12 protein-coding genes are annotated in these 16690 nt (G+C 73.0%); 5 read left to right on the forward strand and 7 right to left on the reverse strand.

Features of this window, described 5'->3' with window-relative positions:
* The 5 genes from ABZ858_RS20620 to metK form a co-directional block, all read right to left on the reverse strand.
* A partial coding sequence (locus ABZ858_RS20620) for an adenosylhomocysteinase (RefSeq protein ID WP_361380244.1) occupies window positions 1–776 on the reverse strand: 776 nt, incomplete at its 3' end.
* Entirely contained in the window at window positions 757–1683 is a 927-nt protein-coding gene (metF, locus tag ABZ858_RS20625) for a methylenetetrahydrofolate reductase [NAD(P)H] (protein WP_361380247.1), read from the reverse strand. The genes metF and ABZ858_RS20620, both read right to left, overlap by 20 nt.
* On the reverse strand, window positions 1680–5198 hold the full coding sequence (metH, locus tag ABZ858_RS20630) for a methionine synthase (RefSeq protein ID WP_361380250.1): 3519 nt from the start codon (window positions 5196–5198) through the stop codon (window positions 1680–1682). Before metH ends, metF begins: the two co-directional genes overlap by 4 nt.
* The gene (locus tag ABZ858_RS20635; protein ID WP_361380253.1) at window positions 5195–6181 is read right to left on the reverse strand and encodes a carbohydrate kinase family protein; all 987 of its coding nucleotides are present in this window, start codon (window positions 6179–6181) and stop codon (window positions 5195–5197) included. Before ABZ858_RS20635 ends, metH begins: the two co-directional genes overlap by 4 nt.
* Before the next feature lie 14 nt (window positions 6182–6195).
* Entirely contained in the window at window positions 6196–7395 is a 1200-nt protein-coding gene (gene metK / locus ABZ858_RS20640) for a methionine adenosyltransferase (protein WP_361380256.1), read from the reverse strand.
* A 176-nt stretch (window positions 7396–7571) separates the two neighbouring features.
* Between metK and ABZ858_RS20645 the strand changes: the two genes are divergently transcribed.
* A complete protein-coding gene (locus ABZ858_RS20645; RefSeq protein ID WP_361380259.1) occupies window positions 7572–8141 on the forward strand; it encodes a hypothetical protein in 570 nt (189 codons plus the stop codon).
* Window positions 8142–9187: 1046 nt separating this feature from the next.
* On the opposite strand, the gene ABZ858_RS20650 is transcribed toward ABZ858_RS20645, so the two are convergent.
* Window positions 9188–9376 carry an acyl-CoA carboxylase subunit epsilon gene (locus ABZ858_RS20650; RefSeq protein ID WP_361380262.1) on the reverse strand — a complete coding sequence of 63 codons (189 nt, stop codon included), beginning with the start codon at window positions 9374–9376 and terminating at the stop codon, window positions 9188–9190.
* Complete coding sequence (locus ABZ858_RS20655) at window positions 9373–10980, reverse strand: acyl-CoA carboxylase subunit beta (RefSeq protein ID WP_361380265.1); 1608 nt, start codon at window positions 10978–10980, stop codon at window positions 9373–9375. The genes ABZ858_RS20650 and ABZ858_RS20655 overlap by 4 nt, the downstream gene beginning before the upstream one ends.
* Before the next feature lie 233 nt (window positions 10981–11213).
* On the opposite strand from ABZ858_RS20655, the gene ABZ858_RS20660 reads away from it, so the two are divergent.
* From ABZ858_RS20660 to ABZ858_RS20675, 4 genes are all read left to right on the forward strand, one after another.
* The gene (locus ABZ858_RS20660; RefSeq protein ID WP_361380268.1) at window positions 11214–12170 is read left to right on the forward strand and encodes an ACP S-malonyltransferase; all 957 of its coding nucleotides are present in this window, start codon (window positions 11214–11216) and stop codon (window positions 12168–12170) included.
* Window position 12171: 1 nt separating this feature from the next.
* Window positions 12172–13752: an AMP-binding protein gene (locus ABZ858_RS20665; RefSeq protein WP_361380271.1), complete on the forward strand. Its 1581-nt coding sequence runs from the start codon at window positions 12172–12174 to the stop codon at window positions 13750–13752.
* Between the two features lie 157 nt (window positions 13753–13909).
* Entirely contained in the window at window positions 13910–15418 is a 1509-nt protein-coding gene (locus ABZ858_RS20670) for an AMP-binding protein (RefSeq protein WP_361380274.1), read from the forward strand.
* Window positions 15415–16683: an alanine racemase gene (locus ABZ858_RS20675; RefSeq protein ID WP_361380277.1), complete on the forward strand. Its 1269-nt coding sequence runs from the start codon at window positions 15415–15417 to the stop codon at window positions 16681–16683. Before ABZ858_RS20670 ends, ABZ858_RS20675 begins: the two co-directional genes overlap by 4 nt.
* Window positions 16684–16690: the final 7 nt, after the last annotated feature.

Consider the following 16690-nt stretch of genomic DNA (forward strand, 5'->3'; position numbering starts at 1 on the left):
CCGCCGATCAACACGTCCGTCGCCCGGTTGATCCCGTCCACCAGCGAATGCCGGCACCCGTACTTGTTGTCGAACTTCGACTTCGTCACCGCGTCGTTCACATTGATCGCGGGGAACAGCAGGATGCCGTCACGCTGCATCTCGTACAGACGGTGCACACCCGTCGTGGTCTCCTCCGTCACACCACGGATGCCGGACGAGACCGCTGTCCAGTCGAGGGAGCCGGCCTCCAGCAGGGCCCGTACGACGGCCAGTTCCTCGTTGTCCGCCGGCGGGAGTTCACCCGTCTTCTGGTACTGGACGCCCTGGTGGACCAGGAGGGTGGCGTCGCCGCCGTCGTCCAGGATCATGTTCGGGCCGCCGGTGGGGCTGTCCGGCCAGGTCAGCGCCTGCTCCGTGCACCACCAGTACTCCTGGAGGCTCTCACCCTTCCAGGCGAAGACCGGGATGCCCCGGGGATTCTCCGGGGTGCCGTCCGGGCCCACGGCGATCGCGGCGGCCGCGTGGTCCTGAGTGGAATAGATGTTGCAGGACGCCCAGCGGACCCGCGCGCCGAGCGCGGCCAGCGTCTCGATCAGCACGGCCGTCTGGACGGTCATGTGCAGCGAGCCGGTGATCCGGGCGCCGGCCAGCGGCTGCGCCTCGGCGTACTCCTCGCGGATCGCCATCAGGCCGGGCATCTCGTGCTCGGCGAGGGTGATCTCCTTGCGGCCGAAGACGGCCAGGGACAGGTCGGCGACCTTGAAGTCCGTGAAGTCAGTGGTCGTGGCGGGCATGTGCGGGCCTCTCGGTGAGATTGCGGTGGATGTCCAAGGTCGCGGTGGAGCGGTTCAGGGTGATGTAGTGCAGGCCGGGCGCCCCTTCGGCCAGGAGGCGCTGTGCCAGGGCCGTGGCGTGGTCGACGCCGATGCGGTGGGCGGCGGCCGTGTCGTCCCGGGCGGCCTCCAGGCGCTCCGCGAGGCCGCGCGGGAAGCGGGCGTCGCTGAGCTGTGCGAACCGGGTGATCTGCCGTACGTCGGTGGCGGGCATGATCTCCGGGATGATCGGGGTGTCGCAGCCGGCCGCCGCGACCCGGTCGCGCAGCCGCAGGTAGTCCTCGGCGTCGAAGAACATCTGCGTGATCGCGTAGTCGGCGCCCGCGCGGCACTTGGCGACGAAGTGCCGGATGTCGCTGTCCCAGTCGGGCGAGCGCGGGTGCTTCTCCGGGAACGCGGCGACACCGACGCTGAAGTCCCCGGCGGAGCGCAGGAGTTCGACGAGCTGGTAGGCGTGGCGCAGGCCGTCCGGGTGGGCGGTCCAGGGGCCGCGCGGGTCGCCGGGCGGGTCGCCGCGCAGGGCGAGTACGTCGCGGATGCCGGCGTCGGCGTACTGGCCGACGATGTGCCGCAGGTCGGCCACCGAGTGGTCGACGGCGGTGAGGTGGGCGACGGGCCGCAGGGTGGTGTCGGCGGCGATGCGGCGGGTGACGGCGACCGTGCGGTCCCGGGAGGAGCCGCCGGCGCCGTAGGTCACCGACACGAACGTGGGACCTGCCGCCTCGATCCGCCGGATGGCGTCCCACAGGGTGCGCTCGCCGTTCTCGGTCTTGGGCGGGAAGAACTCGAAGGAGTAGGTGCGCACGCCGGCGGCGAGCAGGTCGCGCAGGGAGCCGGCGGACGGGGTGGCGGGGGCGGGCGCGGTCATCGGGGGTTCTCCTCGGCCGGGCCGCCGGTCGTCTTGAAGTAGACGGCCTCCGGGTGGTGCAGGATCAGGGCGTCGGTGGACTGCTCGGGGTGGAGCTGGTGCTCGGCGGAGAGGGTGACGCCGATGCGTTCGGGGCGCAGCAGGGCGGCGATCTTGGCGCGGTCCTCCAGGTCGGGGCAGGCCGGGTAGCCCAGTGAGTAGCGGCAGCCCTGGTAGTCGGTGCGGAGCATGCCGGCCAGGTCGGCGGGGTCCTGGTGGGCGATGCCGAGTTCGGCGCGGACACGGGCGTGCCAGAACTCGGCCAGCGCCTCGGTCAGTTGCACGGACAGGCCGTGCAGTTCGAGGTAGTCGCGGTAGGCGTCGGCGGCGAACAGTTCGGCGGTGGCCTCGGAGACCCGGTTGCCCATGGTGACCGTGGTGAAGGCGATGACGTCGCTCTCGCCGGTCTCCTCGGCGCGGAAGAAGTCGGCCAGGCACAGGTGGCGGTCGCGGTGCTGGCGGGGGAAGGTGAACCGGGTGCTCTCGGCGCCGTTCTCGTCCAGGACGATCAGGTCGTCGCCCTTGGAGACGCAGCGGAAGTAGCCGTGCACGACGGCCGCTTCGAGGAGGTTGTCGGTGTGCAGCCGGTCCAGCCAGGCCCGCAGCCGGGGCCGGCCCTCCGACTCGACGAGTTCCTCGTAGCTGGGGCCGCTGCCGCCGCGCGCGGACTTCAGGCCCCACTGGCCCATGAAGGTGGCGCGTTCGTCCAGCCAGGAGGCGTAGTCGGCGAGCGGGATGCCCTTGGTGACGCGGGTGCCCCAGAACGGTGGCGTGGGCACCGGGTTGTCGCCGGCGACGTCGGAGCGGGACGGCCCGGCGGGCCGCTCCTCCAGGGTGCGGGCGGTCGTGGCGGCGCGCACGCGGCGGCGTTTGAGTTCGGGCAGGGCGGCTCCCGCCTCGCCGCGTTTGAGGGCGGTCAGGGTGTCCATGAGGCGCAGGCCCTCGAAGGCGTCGCGGGCGTAGCGGACCTCGCCGTCGTACAGCTCGTGCAGGTCCTGTTCGACGTACGCCCTGGTCAGGGCGGCGCCGCCGAGGATGACGGGGTAGGTGGTGGCCAGGCCGCGGTCGTTCAGCTCCTGGAGGTTCTCCTTCATGATCATCGTGGATTTCACCAGCAGGCCGGACATGCCGATGGCGTCGGCGCGGTGCTGTTCGGCGGCCTCGACGATCGCGGAGACGGGCTGTTTGATGCCGAGGTTGACGACGTGGTAGCCGTTGTTGGTGAGGATGATGTCGACGAGGTTCTTGCCGATGTCGTGCACGTCGCCCTTGACGGTGGCCAGCACCAGGGTGCCCTTGCCCGCGGTGTCGGCGCGTTCCATGTGCGGCTCCAGATGGGCCACCGCGGCCTTCATCACCTCGGCGGACTGGAGCACGAACGGCAGCTGCATCTGCCCGGAGCCGAACAGCTCACCGACGGTCTTCATGCCGTCCAGCAGGATCTCGTTGACGATCTGAAGGGCGGAGTGGCAGGTCAGCGCCTCGTCGAGGTCGTCGGTGAGGCCGGTGCGCTCCCCGTCGACGATCCGGCGGCGCAGCCGCTCGGGCAGCGGCAGCGCGGCGAGTTCGGCGGCACGGGTGGCCTTGACCGAGCGGGTGTCGACGCCCTCGAAGAGCTGGAGGTAGCGCTGGAGGGGGTCGTAGTCCTCGCGGCGCCGGTCGTGCACCAGATCGAGCGCGCACGCACGCTGCTCCTCGGGGATGCGGGACAGCGGCAGGATCTTGGAGGCGTGCACGATGGCCGAGTCGAGGCCCGCGGCCACGCACTCGTGCAGGAACACCGAGTTGAGGACGGTCCGGGCGGCCGGGTTGAGGCCGAAGCTGATGTTGGACAGGCCGAGGGTGGTCTGCACATCGGGGTGGCGGAGCTTGAGCTGCCGGATCGCCTCGATGGTCTCCACGCCGTCGCGGCGGGTCTCCTCCTGTCCGGTGGCGATGGGGAACGTCAGGCAGTCCACCAGGATGTCGCTCTCGGCCATGCCCCAGCGGCCGGTGAGGTCCGCGATGAGGCGTTCGGCCACCCGCAGCTTCCACTCGGCGGTACGGGCCTGGCCCTCCTCGTCGATGGTGAGCGCGACGACGGCGGCGCCGTGCTCGGCGACCAGCGGCATGATCTGCTGGAAGCGGGAGTCGGGGCCGTCGCCGTCCTCGTAGTTGACGGAGTTGACCACGGCCCGGCCGCCGAGCCGTTCCAGCCCGGCCTCCAGGACGGCGGGCTCGGTGGAGTCCAGCACGACGGGCAGGGTGGAGGCGGTGGCCAGGCGGCCGGCGAGTTCCTTCATGTCCGCGACGCCGTCGCGGCCCACGTAGTCCACGCACAGGTCGAGCAGATGGGCGCCGTCGCGGATCTGGTCGCGGGCGATCTCGACGCAGGTGTCCCAGTCCTCGCGGACCAGCGCCTCGCGGAACTTCTTGGAGCCGTTGGCGTTGGTGCGTTCCCCGATGGCCAGGTAGGAGGTGTCCTGCCGGAACGGCACCGCGGTGTAGAGGGAGGCGGCGGCCGGCTCGGGGCGCGGGTCGCGGCGGGCCGGTTCGAGGTCGCGTACGGCCTCGCAGACCCGGCGCAGGTGCTCGGGCGTGGTGCCGCAGCAGCCGCCGACCAGGCTCAGCCCGTACTCGGTGACGAACTGCCGGTGTGCCGCGGCCAGTTCGTCCGGGCCGAGCGGGTAGTGGGCGCCGTCGGCGGTCAGCTGGGGCAGGCCCGCGTTGGGCATCGCGGAGATGCCGGTGCGGGCGTGCCGGGACAGCTGGCGCAGGTGCTCGTTCATCTCGGCGGGGCCGGTGGCGCAGTTGAGGCCGATCAGGTCGATGCCGAGGGGTTCGAGCGCGGTGAGGGCGGCGCCGGTCTCCGAGCCGAGCAGCATGGTGCCGGTGGTCTCGACGGTGATCTGCACGAACAGCGGCAGGTCGGTGCCGGTACGGCGCAGCGCGCGGCGGGCGCCGATCAGGGCGGCCTTGGTCTGCAGCAGGTCCTGGGTGGTCTCCACGAGCAGGGCGTGCGCGCCGCCCGCGATCAGGCCCTCGCTCTGCTCCTGGTAGGCGTCGCGCAGTTCGGCGTACGGGGCGTGCCCGAGGGTGGGCAGTTTGGTGCCGGGGCCGATGGAGCCGAGCACCCAGCGGGGGCGGTCGGCGGTGCTGTGCCCGTCCGCGACCTCGCGGGCGAGGCGGGCGCCGGCCTCCGCGAGTTCGCGGATGCAGGAGGCGATGCCGTACTCGCCGAGGTTGGCGAGGTTGGCGCCGAAGGTGTTGGTCTCCACGCAGTCCACGCCCGCGCCGAAGTACGCGTCGTGCACCGAGCGCACGATGTCGGGGCGGGAGACGTTGAGGATCTCGTTGCAGCCCTCGTGGCCCTGGAAGTCGTCGAGGGTGGGGTCGTGGGCCTGGAGCATGGTGCCCATGGCGCCGTCAGCGACCACCACCCGGGTGGCCAGGGCGTGTCGGAGCCCGGCCGCGGTGGCCGCGCGGAGAGTGCTCACAGGGCGGCCTCCAGGAAGGGGGCGAGGGCGGCGGCGGCCGGGGCGCCGTAGCCCTCGGTGAGCCGGGCCGTCACGGTCGTACGGTCGAGGTCGTAGTCCTGGGGGCCGGGGGCCTCCAGGGCGAGGGCGGCCTGTACGCAGCCGAGGCGGGCCGCGTCCCGCTCCGGCCGGCCGGCGGCGAGGGCGGCCAGGAAGCCGGCGCGGAAGGCGTCACCGACGCCGGTGGGGTCGGCGGCCGCGCGCACCGGGGCGGCCGGCACGGTCAGGGCGCCCCGGCCCGCGCGTTCGACGCGGACGCCGTCGGCGCCGAGGGTGGTCACCCAGGAGCCGACCCTGTCGAGGATCTGCCGGCTGGTCCAGCCGGTGCGTTCGCGCAGCAGCACCGACTCGTAGGCGTTGGTGAACAGCCGCTGGGCGCCGTCCACCAGGGTGCGGGCGGCGTCCGGGTCGAGGCGGGCGAGCTGCTGGGAGGGGTCGGCGGCGAACGGGATGCCGAGCCGCCGGCACTCCTCGGTGTGCCGGACCATCGCCTCGGGGTCGTTGGGCGAGACCAGGACGAGGTCGAGGCCGCCGAGCCGGTCGGCGACCGGGGCGAGGCTCAGGGTGCGGGCCTCGGCCATGGCGCCGGCGTAGAAGGTGGCGATCTGGTTCTGCGCGAGGTCGCTGGTGCACACGAAGCGGGCGGTCTGCGCGGTGGCCGAGACATGCACGGAGTCGGTGTCGACGCCGTGTTCCTTCAGGTGGACCTGATAGCCGCCGGCGAAGTCCGGGCCGACGGCGCCGACCAGGGCCGGGGTGAGCCCGAGCCGGCCGAGGCCGTAGGCGATGTTCGCGGCGGCTCCGCCGTGGCGTACCTCCAGGGTGTCGGCGAGGAAGGAGAGCGACAGGGTCGACAGCTCACCGGGGACCAGATGGTCGGTGAAACGCCCGGGGAACGTCATCAGGTGGTCGGTGGCGATGGAACCGGTGACGGCGATCCGCATGTCCCGGCCCCCGCTCAGCCCGTCACGGCCTGGCGGAGCTTGTCCGCCCGGTCGGTGGCCTCCCAGGTGAAGTCGGCGCCGGTGCGCCCGAAGTGGCCGTAGGCGGCGGTCTGCGCGTAGCGCGGGCGCAGCAGGTCGAGATCGCGCACGATGGCCGCCGGGCGCAGGTCGAACACGTCGGTGACGGCCTGCTGGATACGGTCCACGGGCACGGTCTCGGTGCCGAACGTCTCGATGAACAGGCCGACCGGGGCGGCCTTGCCGATGGCGTAGGCGACCTGGGCCTCGCAGCGCCGGGCCAGGCCCGCGGCGACGACGTTCTTGGCGACCCAGCGCATGGCGTACGCGGCGGAGCGGTCCACCTTGGAGGGGTCCTTGCCGGAGAACGCGCCGCCGCCGTGCCGGGCCATGCCGCCGTAGGTGTCGACGATGATCTTGCGGCCGGTCAGTCCGGCGTCGCCCATCGGGCCGCCGATCTCGAACCGCCCGGTGGGGTTGACCAGCAGGCGGTGCCCGGTGGTGTCCAGGTCGAGGCCGGCCAGGACCGGTTCGACGACGTGCCGGCGCAGGTCGGGGGCGAGCAGGCTCTCCAGGCTGATGTCGGGGGCGTGCTGCGAGGAGATGACGACGGTGTCCAGGCGGACCGGGCGGTCGCCGTCGTACTCGATGGTGACCTGCGTCTTGCCGTCGGGCCGCAGGTAGGGCAGCGGGCCCTCCTTGCGCACCTCGGCCAGGCGGCGGGCGAGGCGGTGCGCCAGCGCGATCGGCAGCGGCATCAGCTCGGGGGTCTCGTCGCAGGCGAAGCCGAACATCAGGCCCTGGTCGCCGGCGCCCTGCCGGTCCAGCTCGTCGGCCTCGGCGGCGCCCTCCACGCGGGTCTCGTAGGCGTCGTCGACGCCCTGGGCGATGTCGGGCGACTGGGCGCCGATGGAGACCGAGACACCGCAGGAGCCGCCGTCGAATCCCTTGGCGGAGGCGTCGTAGCCGATACCGAGGATCGTCTCGCGCACCAGCGCCGGGATATCGGCGTAGGCGGAGGTGGTGACTTCGCCCGCGATGTGCACCTGGCCGGTGGTGATCAGGGTTTCCACCGCGACGCGGGCCGTGCGGTCCTGGGCGAGGAGGGCGTCGAGAATGGTGTCGCTGATTTGGTCGGCTATCTTGTCGGGATGGCCCTCGGTAACCGACTCCGAGGTGAACAGTCGACGGGACACGTTTCCTCCAGCCGTTCCTGCAGCCGGAACTGGCATAGGGTCCGGGAATTGTTGTCGTAGAAACATGTTCCGTCCTGCTTGGGAACTGCTAAAGCAACGCTCGCGGGGCGATGCGTTCCGCTTTAGCGTCCCGCAAGGAGGGGCTGACTTAATCAGCGGGTAGAAAGGAGCTTTCCATGACCCGCTACCTCATCAGCTTCCTACCTTGGATCGCCTACGCCGCGATCGCGACGAGCGACGAGTGGCGCAGTGGCGCGGAGTGGGGACTGGGGATCGCCGTTTTCGTGATCTTCCAGGGGCGCCGGTCGGGCAAGCACTTGGACGAGATGGTGATCGAGGTGAGTGCCCTGCTGTTCTTCGCGGGCATCACCTGGCTCTCGTACAAGCAGCCCGACTCCAGCCTGATCCCCTACGGTCCCGCGCTCGTCGACGCCTGGCTCGCCGCCACGGCGTTCGGCTCACTCATCATCGGGCGGCCGTTCACGCTCGGCCTGGCCCGCAAGATCGCACCGGAGCACGTGTGGAAGACGCCGGCGTTCTTCCGCACCAACGCGACGATCACCTCCGTGTGGGGGGTGTCCTTCGTCGTCGCGGCCGGTGCGCTGGCCCTGCTGATCAAGGCGAACCCGCACGCCACGACCGCCGCGATCGTCATCAAGGTCGTCACCTTCGTGATCCCCGTCCTGTTCACCATGCGGTATCCGGCGATCGCCGCCCAGCGAGCCCGCCAGACCGCCGTCCACTGACATGACCCCGCACACCGACTGAGCGCCGCGGTTCCGGTCTCCGGAGCAGCGGCGCTCTTTCGCGTGCGGGGGTGGGGTGAGGTGGCGTGGGGGTGAGGTGGTGGGGGTGGGGGTGAGGTGGGGTGGGGGTGAGGTGGGGTGGGGTGGGGGCTGACTGAGGTGGCCGGCTGCCGGGTGCTGGGTGCCTGGCGGTCGGCTGTCGGCTGTCGGCTGCACGGCGGGCACGGGTAGGGCGGGCTCCGACGGGGGCCGGGGGCACGGGCGGTCTGATGGCTGGGCAGCTCGGTGGCCAGGAGGCACGGGCGGTCTGATGGCTGGGCAGCTCGGTGGCCAGGAGGCACGGCCGGCCCGGGTGGCTCGGCGGCCGGACGGCCGGGCGACTGGAGAGCCCCGGCGGCCGGAAGGCCCGGACGGCCCGGTGGCCGGGTGGCCGGGTGGCCGGGTGGCCAAGGCGGGACGGACGGCCAGGCGGCCGGGGTGGCACGGTGATCAGGCAGTTGGGCAGCCGGAGGGCCCGTGGCGGAAGGCCGGATGCCCTGGTGGTTCAGGTGCAGGCGGCCCGGGGGCCTGGTAGCCCGAGCGGCCCGGCGGCCGGGGGAACCGGGCAGCCCGGCTGCCAAGCGGCCCGGAGGGCCCGTGGCCAGGTGGGCCCGTGGCCAGGTGGGCCGGCAGGCCGGGGCCAAGCGGCGGGAAGGCGTGGACGGCCAGGCGGCTGAAAGGCCCGGCGGCCCGGTCACCCAGCGCCCCGGTGGCCCGGTGGCCCGGTGGCCCGGCAGCCCGGCAGCCCGGTGGCCCGTTGACCGGAAGGCTGGTTGACCGTACGGCCGGTGACCTAGGTGAGGGTGGCCCATGTGGCCTGGTAGCCCGGATGAGCGTGGCCCCTGTGCCACGGTAGCCCGGATGCAGATGGCCCACGCGGCCCGGTGGCGCGGGAATGGCAAGGCAGATGGCCCACGCGGCCCGGTGGCGCGGGGGTGGCAAGCCGGATCGACGGGGCCCTGTGGTGGGTGCCGTCGATCCGGTGGGTTCTGTTGGTTGGGGTGGGGCTATGTCGAGGCCCAGGCTCCCGGGAGGCGGTGGGCGGCCTGGGTCCAGCCGGGGGGTGGTGGGGGCGGGGGGGTCTCGGGGGCGGTGCCGCGCAGGAGGGCGAGGAGGACCACGGTGACGGCGGCGAGCTGTTCGGCGTCGGGCTCGCCGCGTACCACGCGGATGGGGTGGTCCGGGGCGGCGGTCATACCGGCTGGTTCCCGTGCTTGCGGGACGGCATGGTGGCGTGCTTGGCACGCAGCATGGCCAGCGAGCGGATCAGCACGGCGCGGGTGTCGGCGGGGTCGATGACGTCGTCGACGAGGCCGCGTTCGGCCGCGTAGTAGGGGTGCATCAGCTCCTCCTGGTACTGCTTGATGCGTTCGGCGCGGGCCGTCTCCGGGTCCGGCGCGGCGGCGATCTCGCGGCGGAAGACGACGTTGGCGGCGCCCTCCGCGCCCATCACCGCGATCTCGTTGGTCGGCCAGGCGAAGGTCAGGTCGGCGCCGATGGACTGGCTGTCCATGACGATGTACGCGCCGCCGTACGCCTTGCGCAGGATCACCGAGATCCGCGGCACGCTCGCGTTGCAGTAGGCGTACAGGAGTTTCGCGCCGTGCCGGATGATGCCGCCGTGCTCCTGCTCGCGGCCCGGCAGGAAGCCCGGCACGTCCACCAGCGTGACCAGCGGGATGCTGAACGCGTCGCAGGACTGCACGAAGCGGGCCGCCTTCTCGCTGGCGTGGATGTCCAGGACGCCCGCGTAGGAGGCCGGCTGGTTGGCGACGATGCCGACGACCTGGCCGTCCAGGCGGGCCAGGGCGCAGATGATGTTGGTGGCCCAGCCGGCGTGCACCTCGAAGACCTCGCCGTCGTCGACGATCTCCTCGATGACCGGCCGGACGTCGTAGGAGCGCCCCGGGTCGCCGGGGACCAGATCGAGCAGCGCCTCGCAGCGGCGGTCGGGCGCGTCCTCGGGGCGTACGGCGGGCGGCAGTTCGCGGTTGTTCCGCGGCAGCATCGACAGCAGGTAGCGGACCTCGGCCAGGCACTCGGTCTCGTCCTCGTAGGCGAAGTGCGCCGCGCCGGAGACGGTGGCGTGCACATCGGCGCCGCCGAGCCCGTTGTGGCTGATCTCCTCGCCGGTGACGGCCTGCACCACGTCCGGCCCGGTGATGTACATCTGCGAGGTGCCGCGCACCATGAACACGTAGTCGGTCAGGGCCGGCGAGTACGCGGCGCCGCCCGCGCACGGGCCGAGCATCACGCTGATCTGCGGGATGACCCCGGAGGCGGCCACATTGCGGCGGAAGATGCCGCCGTACCCGGCGAGCGCGGTCACGCCCTCCTGGATGCGGGCGCCGGCACCGTCACTCAGCGCGACCAGCGGCGCGCCCGCGGCCAGCGCCAGGTCCATCACCTTGTGGATCTTCGCCGCGTGGGCCTCGCCGAGGGAGCCGCCGAAGATGCGGAAGTCATGGGCGTACACGAAGACCGTACGGCCCTCGACCGTGCCCCAGCCGGTGATCACGCCGTCGGTGTAGGGCCGCTTGTTCTCCAGGCCGAACCCGGTGGCGCGGTGCCGGCGCAGCGGCTCGATCTCCTGGAAGCTGCCCTTGTCGAAGAGGAGTTCCAGGCGTTCGTGGACGGTCAGTTTGCCCTTGGCCCACTGCTGTTCGGTGGCGCGCGGACCCGGCCCCTCCCGCACCGTCTGCTTGACCAGGTCGAGCAGCGCCACGCGGGAACGCGGGTCGGGGCGCGGCGGCGGCTGCGTCAGGGGGGCGAGGGAGGCGGTGTCCTCGGTCACGGTCATGGGTCACCCGTCCGTGTGGCTGAAGGGTATGCGGACCGTCAATTCAAACCGCGCGTTCCCGCCAGGGGCCACAGCGCACACCCCCTATGGTCGGCGCCGGCGACCCCTATTAAGGGGCGGGCGGGGTGCGTTAGGGGTTGGTGGGGCGTTGCCCGGCATCTAGAACTGTCCGAACGAGGCCAGTTCGCGACAAGACGGGTGCTGCGATGACAACGGCGATGGTATTCCCGGGAATGGGGCCTGTGCGCTTCCGGGAACTCGGACGCTTCCTTCTTCTCGATTCCCGCGCCAAGAAGCTGCTTTCGGTCGCGGACGATGTTCTCGGCCATTCCCTTTTCGACGCGTTCCGCGAGAGCGAGGACGCGTACGCGCCCGCGGCGCAGGTCGCGTTCATGGTGGTGTGCACGGCGCTCGCCGAACGGGCCCGCGAGGAGCTGGGCGCCGAGCCGTCGGTGTGCGCCGGGGCCAGCTTCGGCGAGAAGCCCGCGCTCGGCTTCAGCGGGGCGCTGGACTTCGCGGACACGGTCCGGATGACGGCGGGCCTGGCCCGCTGCACGGAGGCGTACTTCGCGCGCGAGCACCGGGACGTGGTCACGCAGTCCTTCGTACGGGCCCCGGCCGCACCGCTCGCGGAGCTGTTCGCGGGCATGGACGCGCGGGGCGCCTGGCACGAGGTGGCCTGTCGCCTCGACGAGGGCTTCCAGATGGTGTCCGTACGCGAGGACGAACTGGACACCTTCCAGCGGGAGTTGCGGGCGATCGGCGCGCTGCCGCTGTACGTGATGCGCCCGCCGATGCACTCCTCCCTGTTCACGGGGCTGCGTGAGCTGGCGGCCCGCGAGGTGGTGGACGCGCTGCCGCTGCGCGATCCGCTGCTGCCGGTGATCGCCGACCAGGACGGCACCGAGGTGAGGACCGCGGACGGGCTGCGTGCCATGCTCCTGGACCACTTCGTGCGGCCCGTGGACTGGCCGGCGACCCTGGACGCGCTGCGGGCGCGCGGGGTGGAGCGGCTGGTGATCCCCGGGCCTGACGCGCTGTTCGGGCGGGTGGAGTCGGCGACGTCCCGGTTCGAGGTGGTCGCGGTGCCGCCGGACCGGACCCCGCGCCCGGCGACGGCTCCGGCCGCCACCGCGACTCCGGCTTCCGCCTCGGCTCCGGCTTCCGCCTCGGCTCCGGCGGGGGTGTGAGATGACGGCGACCCCGGCCCCGGTCTCCGCCCGCGCGGAGCAGGCGACGTACCCCGACGAGCGGTTCGCGCACAGCCTGCACGGGCTGTTCCTGCGCGGCCTGGCCCTCTCCCCCGACCGGGAGTGCTTCCGCGTCGACGGGCAGGGCACCACGTACACCGAGGCGCACCGGGCGGCGCTCGCGCTGGCGGGCGCCCTGGTGGCGGCGTGCCGCGGGATACCGCGGACCGTGGCGGTGCTCGGCAGCAAGAGCGGCGAGGCGTACACCGGGCTGCTGGCCGCGCTGTACCTGGGCGCGCGGGCCGTGCCCCTGCACCCCGACTTCCCCGCCGCCCGCAACCGGGCCGTGCTGGAGGCCGCCGAGGCGGACGCCGTCGTCGCCGACGCCCGGGGCGAAAGGGCGTTCGAGCGGATCGGCGTGCCGGGGGTCCCGCTGGTCGCGGCCGGCGCTGACCGGTTCGCGGGCACCCCGCTGGCGGAGCCGCGTACGGTCGACCCGGAGGACACCGCGTACATCCTGTTCACGTCGGGCTCCACCGGCCGCCCCAAGGGCGTGCCGACCACGCACCGGGCCGCCGACAGCTACTTCCGCACACTGCGCGCCCGGTACGACTTCGGGCCCGGCGACGTGTTCACGCAGACCTTCGACCTCACCTTCGACTGCGCGATGTTCGACCTGTTCTGCGCGTGGGGCGCGGGCGCGCGGGTGGTGCCGCTGCCGATGCGGGCCTACCGGGCGCTGCCGGAGTTCCTCGCCGAGGAGCGGGTCACGGTGTGGTTCTCCACGCCGGCCGCCATCGCGCTGGCCCGCCGCTCGGGGGCGCTGGCGGCGGGCGCCCTGGACGGGCTGCGCTGGTCGCTGTTCGCGGGCGAGCCGCTGCACCGGCACGACGCCGAGGCGTGGCAGGCCGCCGCCCCGCACAGCACCGTGGAGAACCTGTACGGCCCGACCGAGCTGACCATCACGGTCACCGTGCACCGGCTGGCCGCGCACACCCCCGACGAGCGGTACGTCAACGGGGTGGTGCCCATCGGTCCGGTGCACGCCGCCCTGGACCACGTGCTGGTGGCGCCCGACGGGTCCACCGGCGGCGACGAGGGCGAACTGTGCGTCACCGGACCGCAGATGTTCGACGGCTATCTCGACCCCGCCGAGGACGAGGGCCGCTTCCTCGTGCACGAGGGCCGCCGCTGGTACCGCACCGGCGACCGGGTGCGCCGCTGGCCGGACGGCGAGATCGCCTACCTGGGCCGCGCCGACGACCAGGTGCAGGTGCAGGGCTGGCGGGTGGAGCTGTCCGAGATCAGCCACGCCGTACGCGCCCTGGACGGGGTGGAGGACGCCGTGACGGTCGCCGTGCCGGTGGGCGGCAGCCATGAACTGGCCGCCTTCTACACCGGCCGCCCGGCGCAGCGCGCCCTGCTCGCCAAGGAGCTGAGCGCCGGCCTGCCCAAGGCGACGGTGCCGCGGCTGCTGGTCCACCTCGACGAGTTCCCGATGAACGCCAACCGCAAGATCGACCGTGCGGCGCTGCGGGCCCGTGCGCTGACCCTGCTGGACGGCGGCCGCGGCCGGAGCTGAGCCCGGCCGGACCGGGCCCGGCCGAACCAAGCCGAGCCGAGTTGAGCCGAGTTGAGCTGCCCGCCGTACCGGCCGGCCACGGACAACCCGACCGGCCACGGACAGCCCGACCAGCCACGGACGACCCCACCAGCCACGGACGACAAGGAGATTTCCCGTGGACGAGAACTTCCCCCAGGACGCCCGGCTGCTGCACCACCTCCTGGACGCGCAGGCCGCCGCCCGCCCCCAGGACGTCGCCGTGCGCGACGCCCGGGACTCCTGGACGTGGCAGCAGCTCGCGGCGCAGAGCCGGGCCGCCGCCGACCGGCTGCGCCGGGCCGGGGTGGTGCCGGGCGACCGGATCGTCGTACGCCTGCCCAACGTGCGGGAGACGACGGCGCTGCTGTACGCCGCCTCCCGCGCCGGGGCCGCGCTGGTCCCGATCAGCGCGGAGATGAAGGAGTTCCACCTGCGCGCGGTCATCGCGGACTGCGCGCCGCGGCTCGTGGTCGTCACCGACGGCGCCGGCGAGTGGGTGTCGGGCCTGACCGACGTACCCGTGCACGAAGTGGGCGCGCTCTGGTCGGAACTGGACACCGACGGCGACACCACCGAGGCGGGTCAGCCCTCCGACAGCCCGGCCGTGCTCATCTACACCTCCGGTTCGACGTCCACGCCCAAGGGCATCATCTGCCCGCACGCGCAGATGCTGTTCGCGGCCCGGTCCATCAACGAGGTGCTGGGCTACCGCGCCGACGACACCGTCTTCGTCCGCGTCCCGCTCTCCTTCGACTACGGCCTGTTCCAGGTGCTGCTGTGCGCCGTCGCCGGCGCCACCCTGGTGCTGGCCGACTCCGAGGCGGACTCCAAGCTGCACATCCTGGTCCGGGAGAGCGGCGCCACGGTGCTGCCGCTGGTGCCCTCGCTGGGCGGCCCGCTGATCCGGCTCGCCCAGCGCGACCCGCGCCCCACCCGGCTGCGCATGTTCACCAGCACCGGCGCGGCCCTGGAGCAGCGCGTCATCGACGGCCTGTGGAAGTGCTTCCCGGACGCGCGGGTGGTGCGCATGTACGGCATCTCCGAGTGCAAGCGCATCACCATCATGCCGCCCGGGCAGGACCGCGAGCGCCCCGGCTCCTCCGGGCTGCCGATCCCCGGCACCCGGGTGGCGATCCTGGACGCGGACGGCCACGAGGTGCCCGCCGGGGAGAGCGGCGAGATCACGGTGACCGGGCCGCACGTCATGGCCGGGTACTGGAACCTGCCGGAGATCACCGCGCGCACCTACCGGCCCGACGCGGAGACCGGCGGCACCCGCCTGTTCACCGGCGACTACGGGCACGTCGACGGCGACGGCTACCTGTACTTCGAGGGCCGCCGCGACGACATGTTCAAGCGCAAGGGCATGCGGGTGTCCACGATCGAGATCGAGGGCGCCGCGATGGACATCCCCGGCGTGCGCAACGCGGCGGCGCTCAAGCCGACCGCCGACCGCGACCTGATGATCTTCGTGGAGGCGGACGGCCTGACCCCGCAGGCGGTGCTGCGCGAGCTGGCGCGGCGGCTGGAGGCCGTCAAGGTGCCCGCCCTGTGCAAGGTCCTCGACGCCTTCCCGCTGACCTCGAACGGCAAGAACGCCAAGCAGCAACTGGCCGCGCTGCTCGACGCCGAGGGCGCCAAGTGAGCGCGGAGACGGCGGAAGCGGCGGTGGCGCCCGGCGGGCAGGCCGCGCTCGACCGCGAGCTGGTGGAACGGTACGGCTCACCGCTGTACGTGTACGACCTGGACCGGGTGGAGCGGGCCCGCGCCGACCTGCGGGCGGCCCTGCCCGACGGGTTCACGCTCTACTACTCGCTCAAGGCCAACCCGCACCCCGGCCTGGTCCGCGCGCTGCGCGAGGGGCCGGGCGGCTGCCGGGCGGAGGTGTGCTCCACGGGCGAGCTGGCCAGTGCGCTGGAGGCCGGGCACCCGGCGGACACGATCCTGTACTCGGGGCCGGGCAAGACGGCCGTCGAGATGGCCGCCGCGCTCACGGCGGGGGTGCGCACCTTCTCCGTGGAGTCGCCCGGCGACCTGCGCCGCCTGGGCGCCGAGGCGGTACGGCACGGCACGGTGGCCCGGGTGCTGCTGCGCGTCAACAGCGCGGCGGCCGCGGCCACCACCAGCATCCGGATGACCGGTACGCCCTCGCAGTTCGGCATCGACGCGGAGACCCTGCCCGGCCTGCTGCCCGCCCTGCTCGAAGTGCCGGGCACCGAGGTCGTCGGCGCGCACTTCTTCCCGCTGTCCAACTCCAAGGACGAGGAGAGCCTGACCGCCGAGTTCACGGCGACCGTCGAGCAGGCGGCGGCGCTGGAGCACGACCTCGGGCTGCCGCTGTCGGTCCTGGACATCGGCGGCGGCTTCGCGGCGCCGTACTCGGTGCCCGGCGAGCGGCCGCACTACCCGAACCTGCGGGCCGCCCTGGAGAAGGCCCTCGACACCCGGCTGCCGCGCTGGCGCACGGACGGCCTGGAGATCGCCTGCGAGTCGGGCCGCCATCTGGTCGGCGACAGCGGGCGGCTGCTGACCCGGGTCACCAACGTCAAGGAGAGCCGCGGCCGCACCTTCGCCGTCCTGGACGCCGGCATCAACACGCTCGGCGGCATGGCCGGTCTCGGCCGGCTGCTGCCGCTGTCCGTGGACCCGGCGGGCCACCGCACCGGCGAAGCGGTCCAGGTCAGCCTGGCGGGACCGCTGTGCACCCCCGGCGACCTGCTGTCCCGCTCGGTGCGGATGCCCGCGCCGCGGCCGGGCGACGTGCTCGCGGTGCCGAACACGGGCGCCTACGGCCCCACCGCGAGCCTGCTGCTGTTCCTGGGCCGTCCGGCCCCGGCGGAGCTGCTGCTCCGCGGCGGCGAGGTGGTCTCGGCCTCGCGTCTCGTCTCGTCCCGTACTGAAGTCGCATAACCCACAC

The organism is Streptomyces sp. NPDC047017, assembly GCF_040644175.1.
Taxonomy (GTDB): Bacteria; Actinomycetota; Actinomycetes; order Streptomycetales; family Streptomycetaceae; genus Streptomyces.

Bases quoted from the DNA above. Each gene is read 5' to 3' on its own strand.
- ABZ858_RS20660 (WP_361380268.1), top strand. From the start codon at position 11,214: ATGGGGCCTGTGCGCTTCCGGGAACTCGGACGCTTCCTTCTTCTCGAT.
- ABZ858_RS20645 (WP_361380259.1), top strand. From the start codon at position 7,572: ATGACCCGCTACCTCATCAGCTTCCTACCTTGGATCGCCTACGCCGCG.
- ABZ858_RS20655 (WP_361380265.1), bottom strand. From the start codon at position 10,980: ATGACCGTGACCGAGGACACCGCCTCCCTCGCCCCCCTGACGCAGCCG.
- ABZ858_RS20650 (WP_361380262.1), bottom strand. From the start codon at position 9,376: ATGACCGCCGCCCCGGACCACCCCATCCGCGTGGTACGCGGCGAGCCC.
- ABZ858_RS20665 (WP_361380271.1), top strand. From the start codon at position 12,172: ATGACGGCGACCCCGGCCCCGGTCTCCGCCCGCGCGGAGCAGGCGACG.
- ABZ858_RS20635 (WP_361380253.1), bottom strand. From the start codon at position 6,181: ATGCGGATCGCCGTCACCGGTTCCATCGCCACCGACCACCTGATGACG.
- metF (WP_361380247.1), bottom strand. From the start codon at position 1,683: ATGACCGCGCCCGCCCCCGCCACCCCGTCCGCCGGCTCCCTGCGCGAC.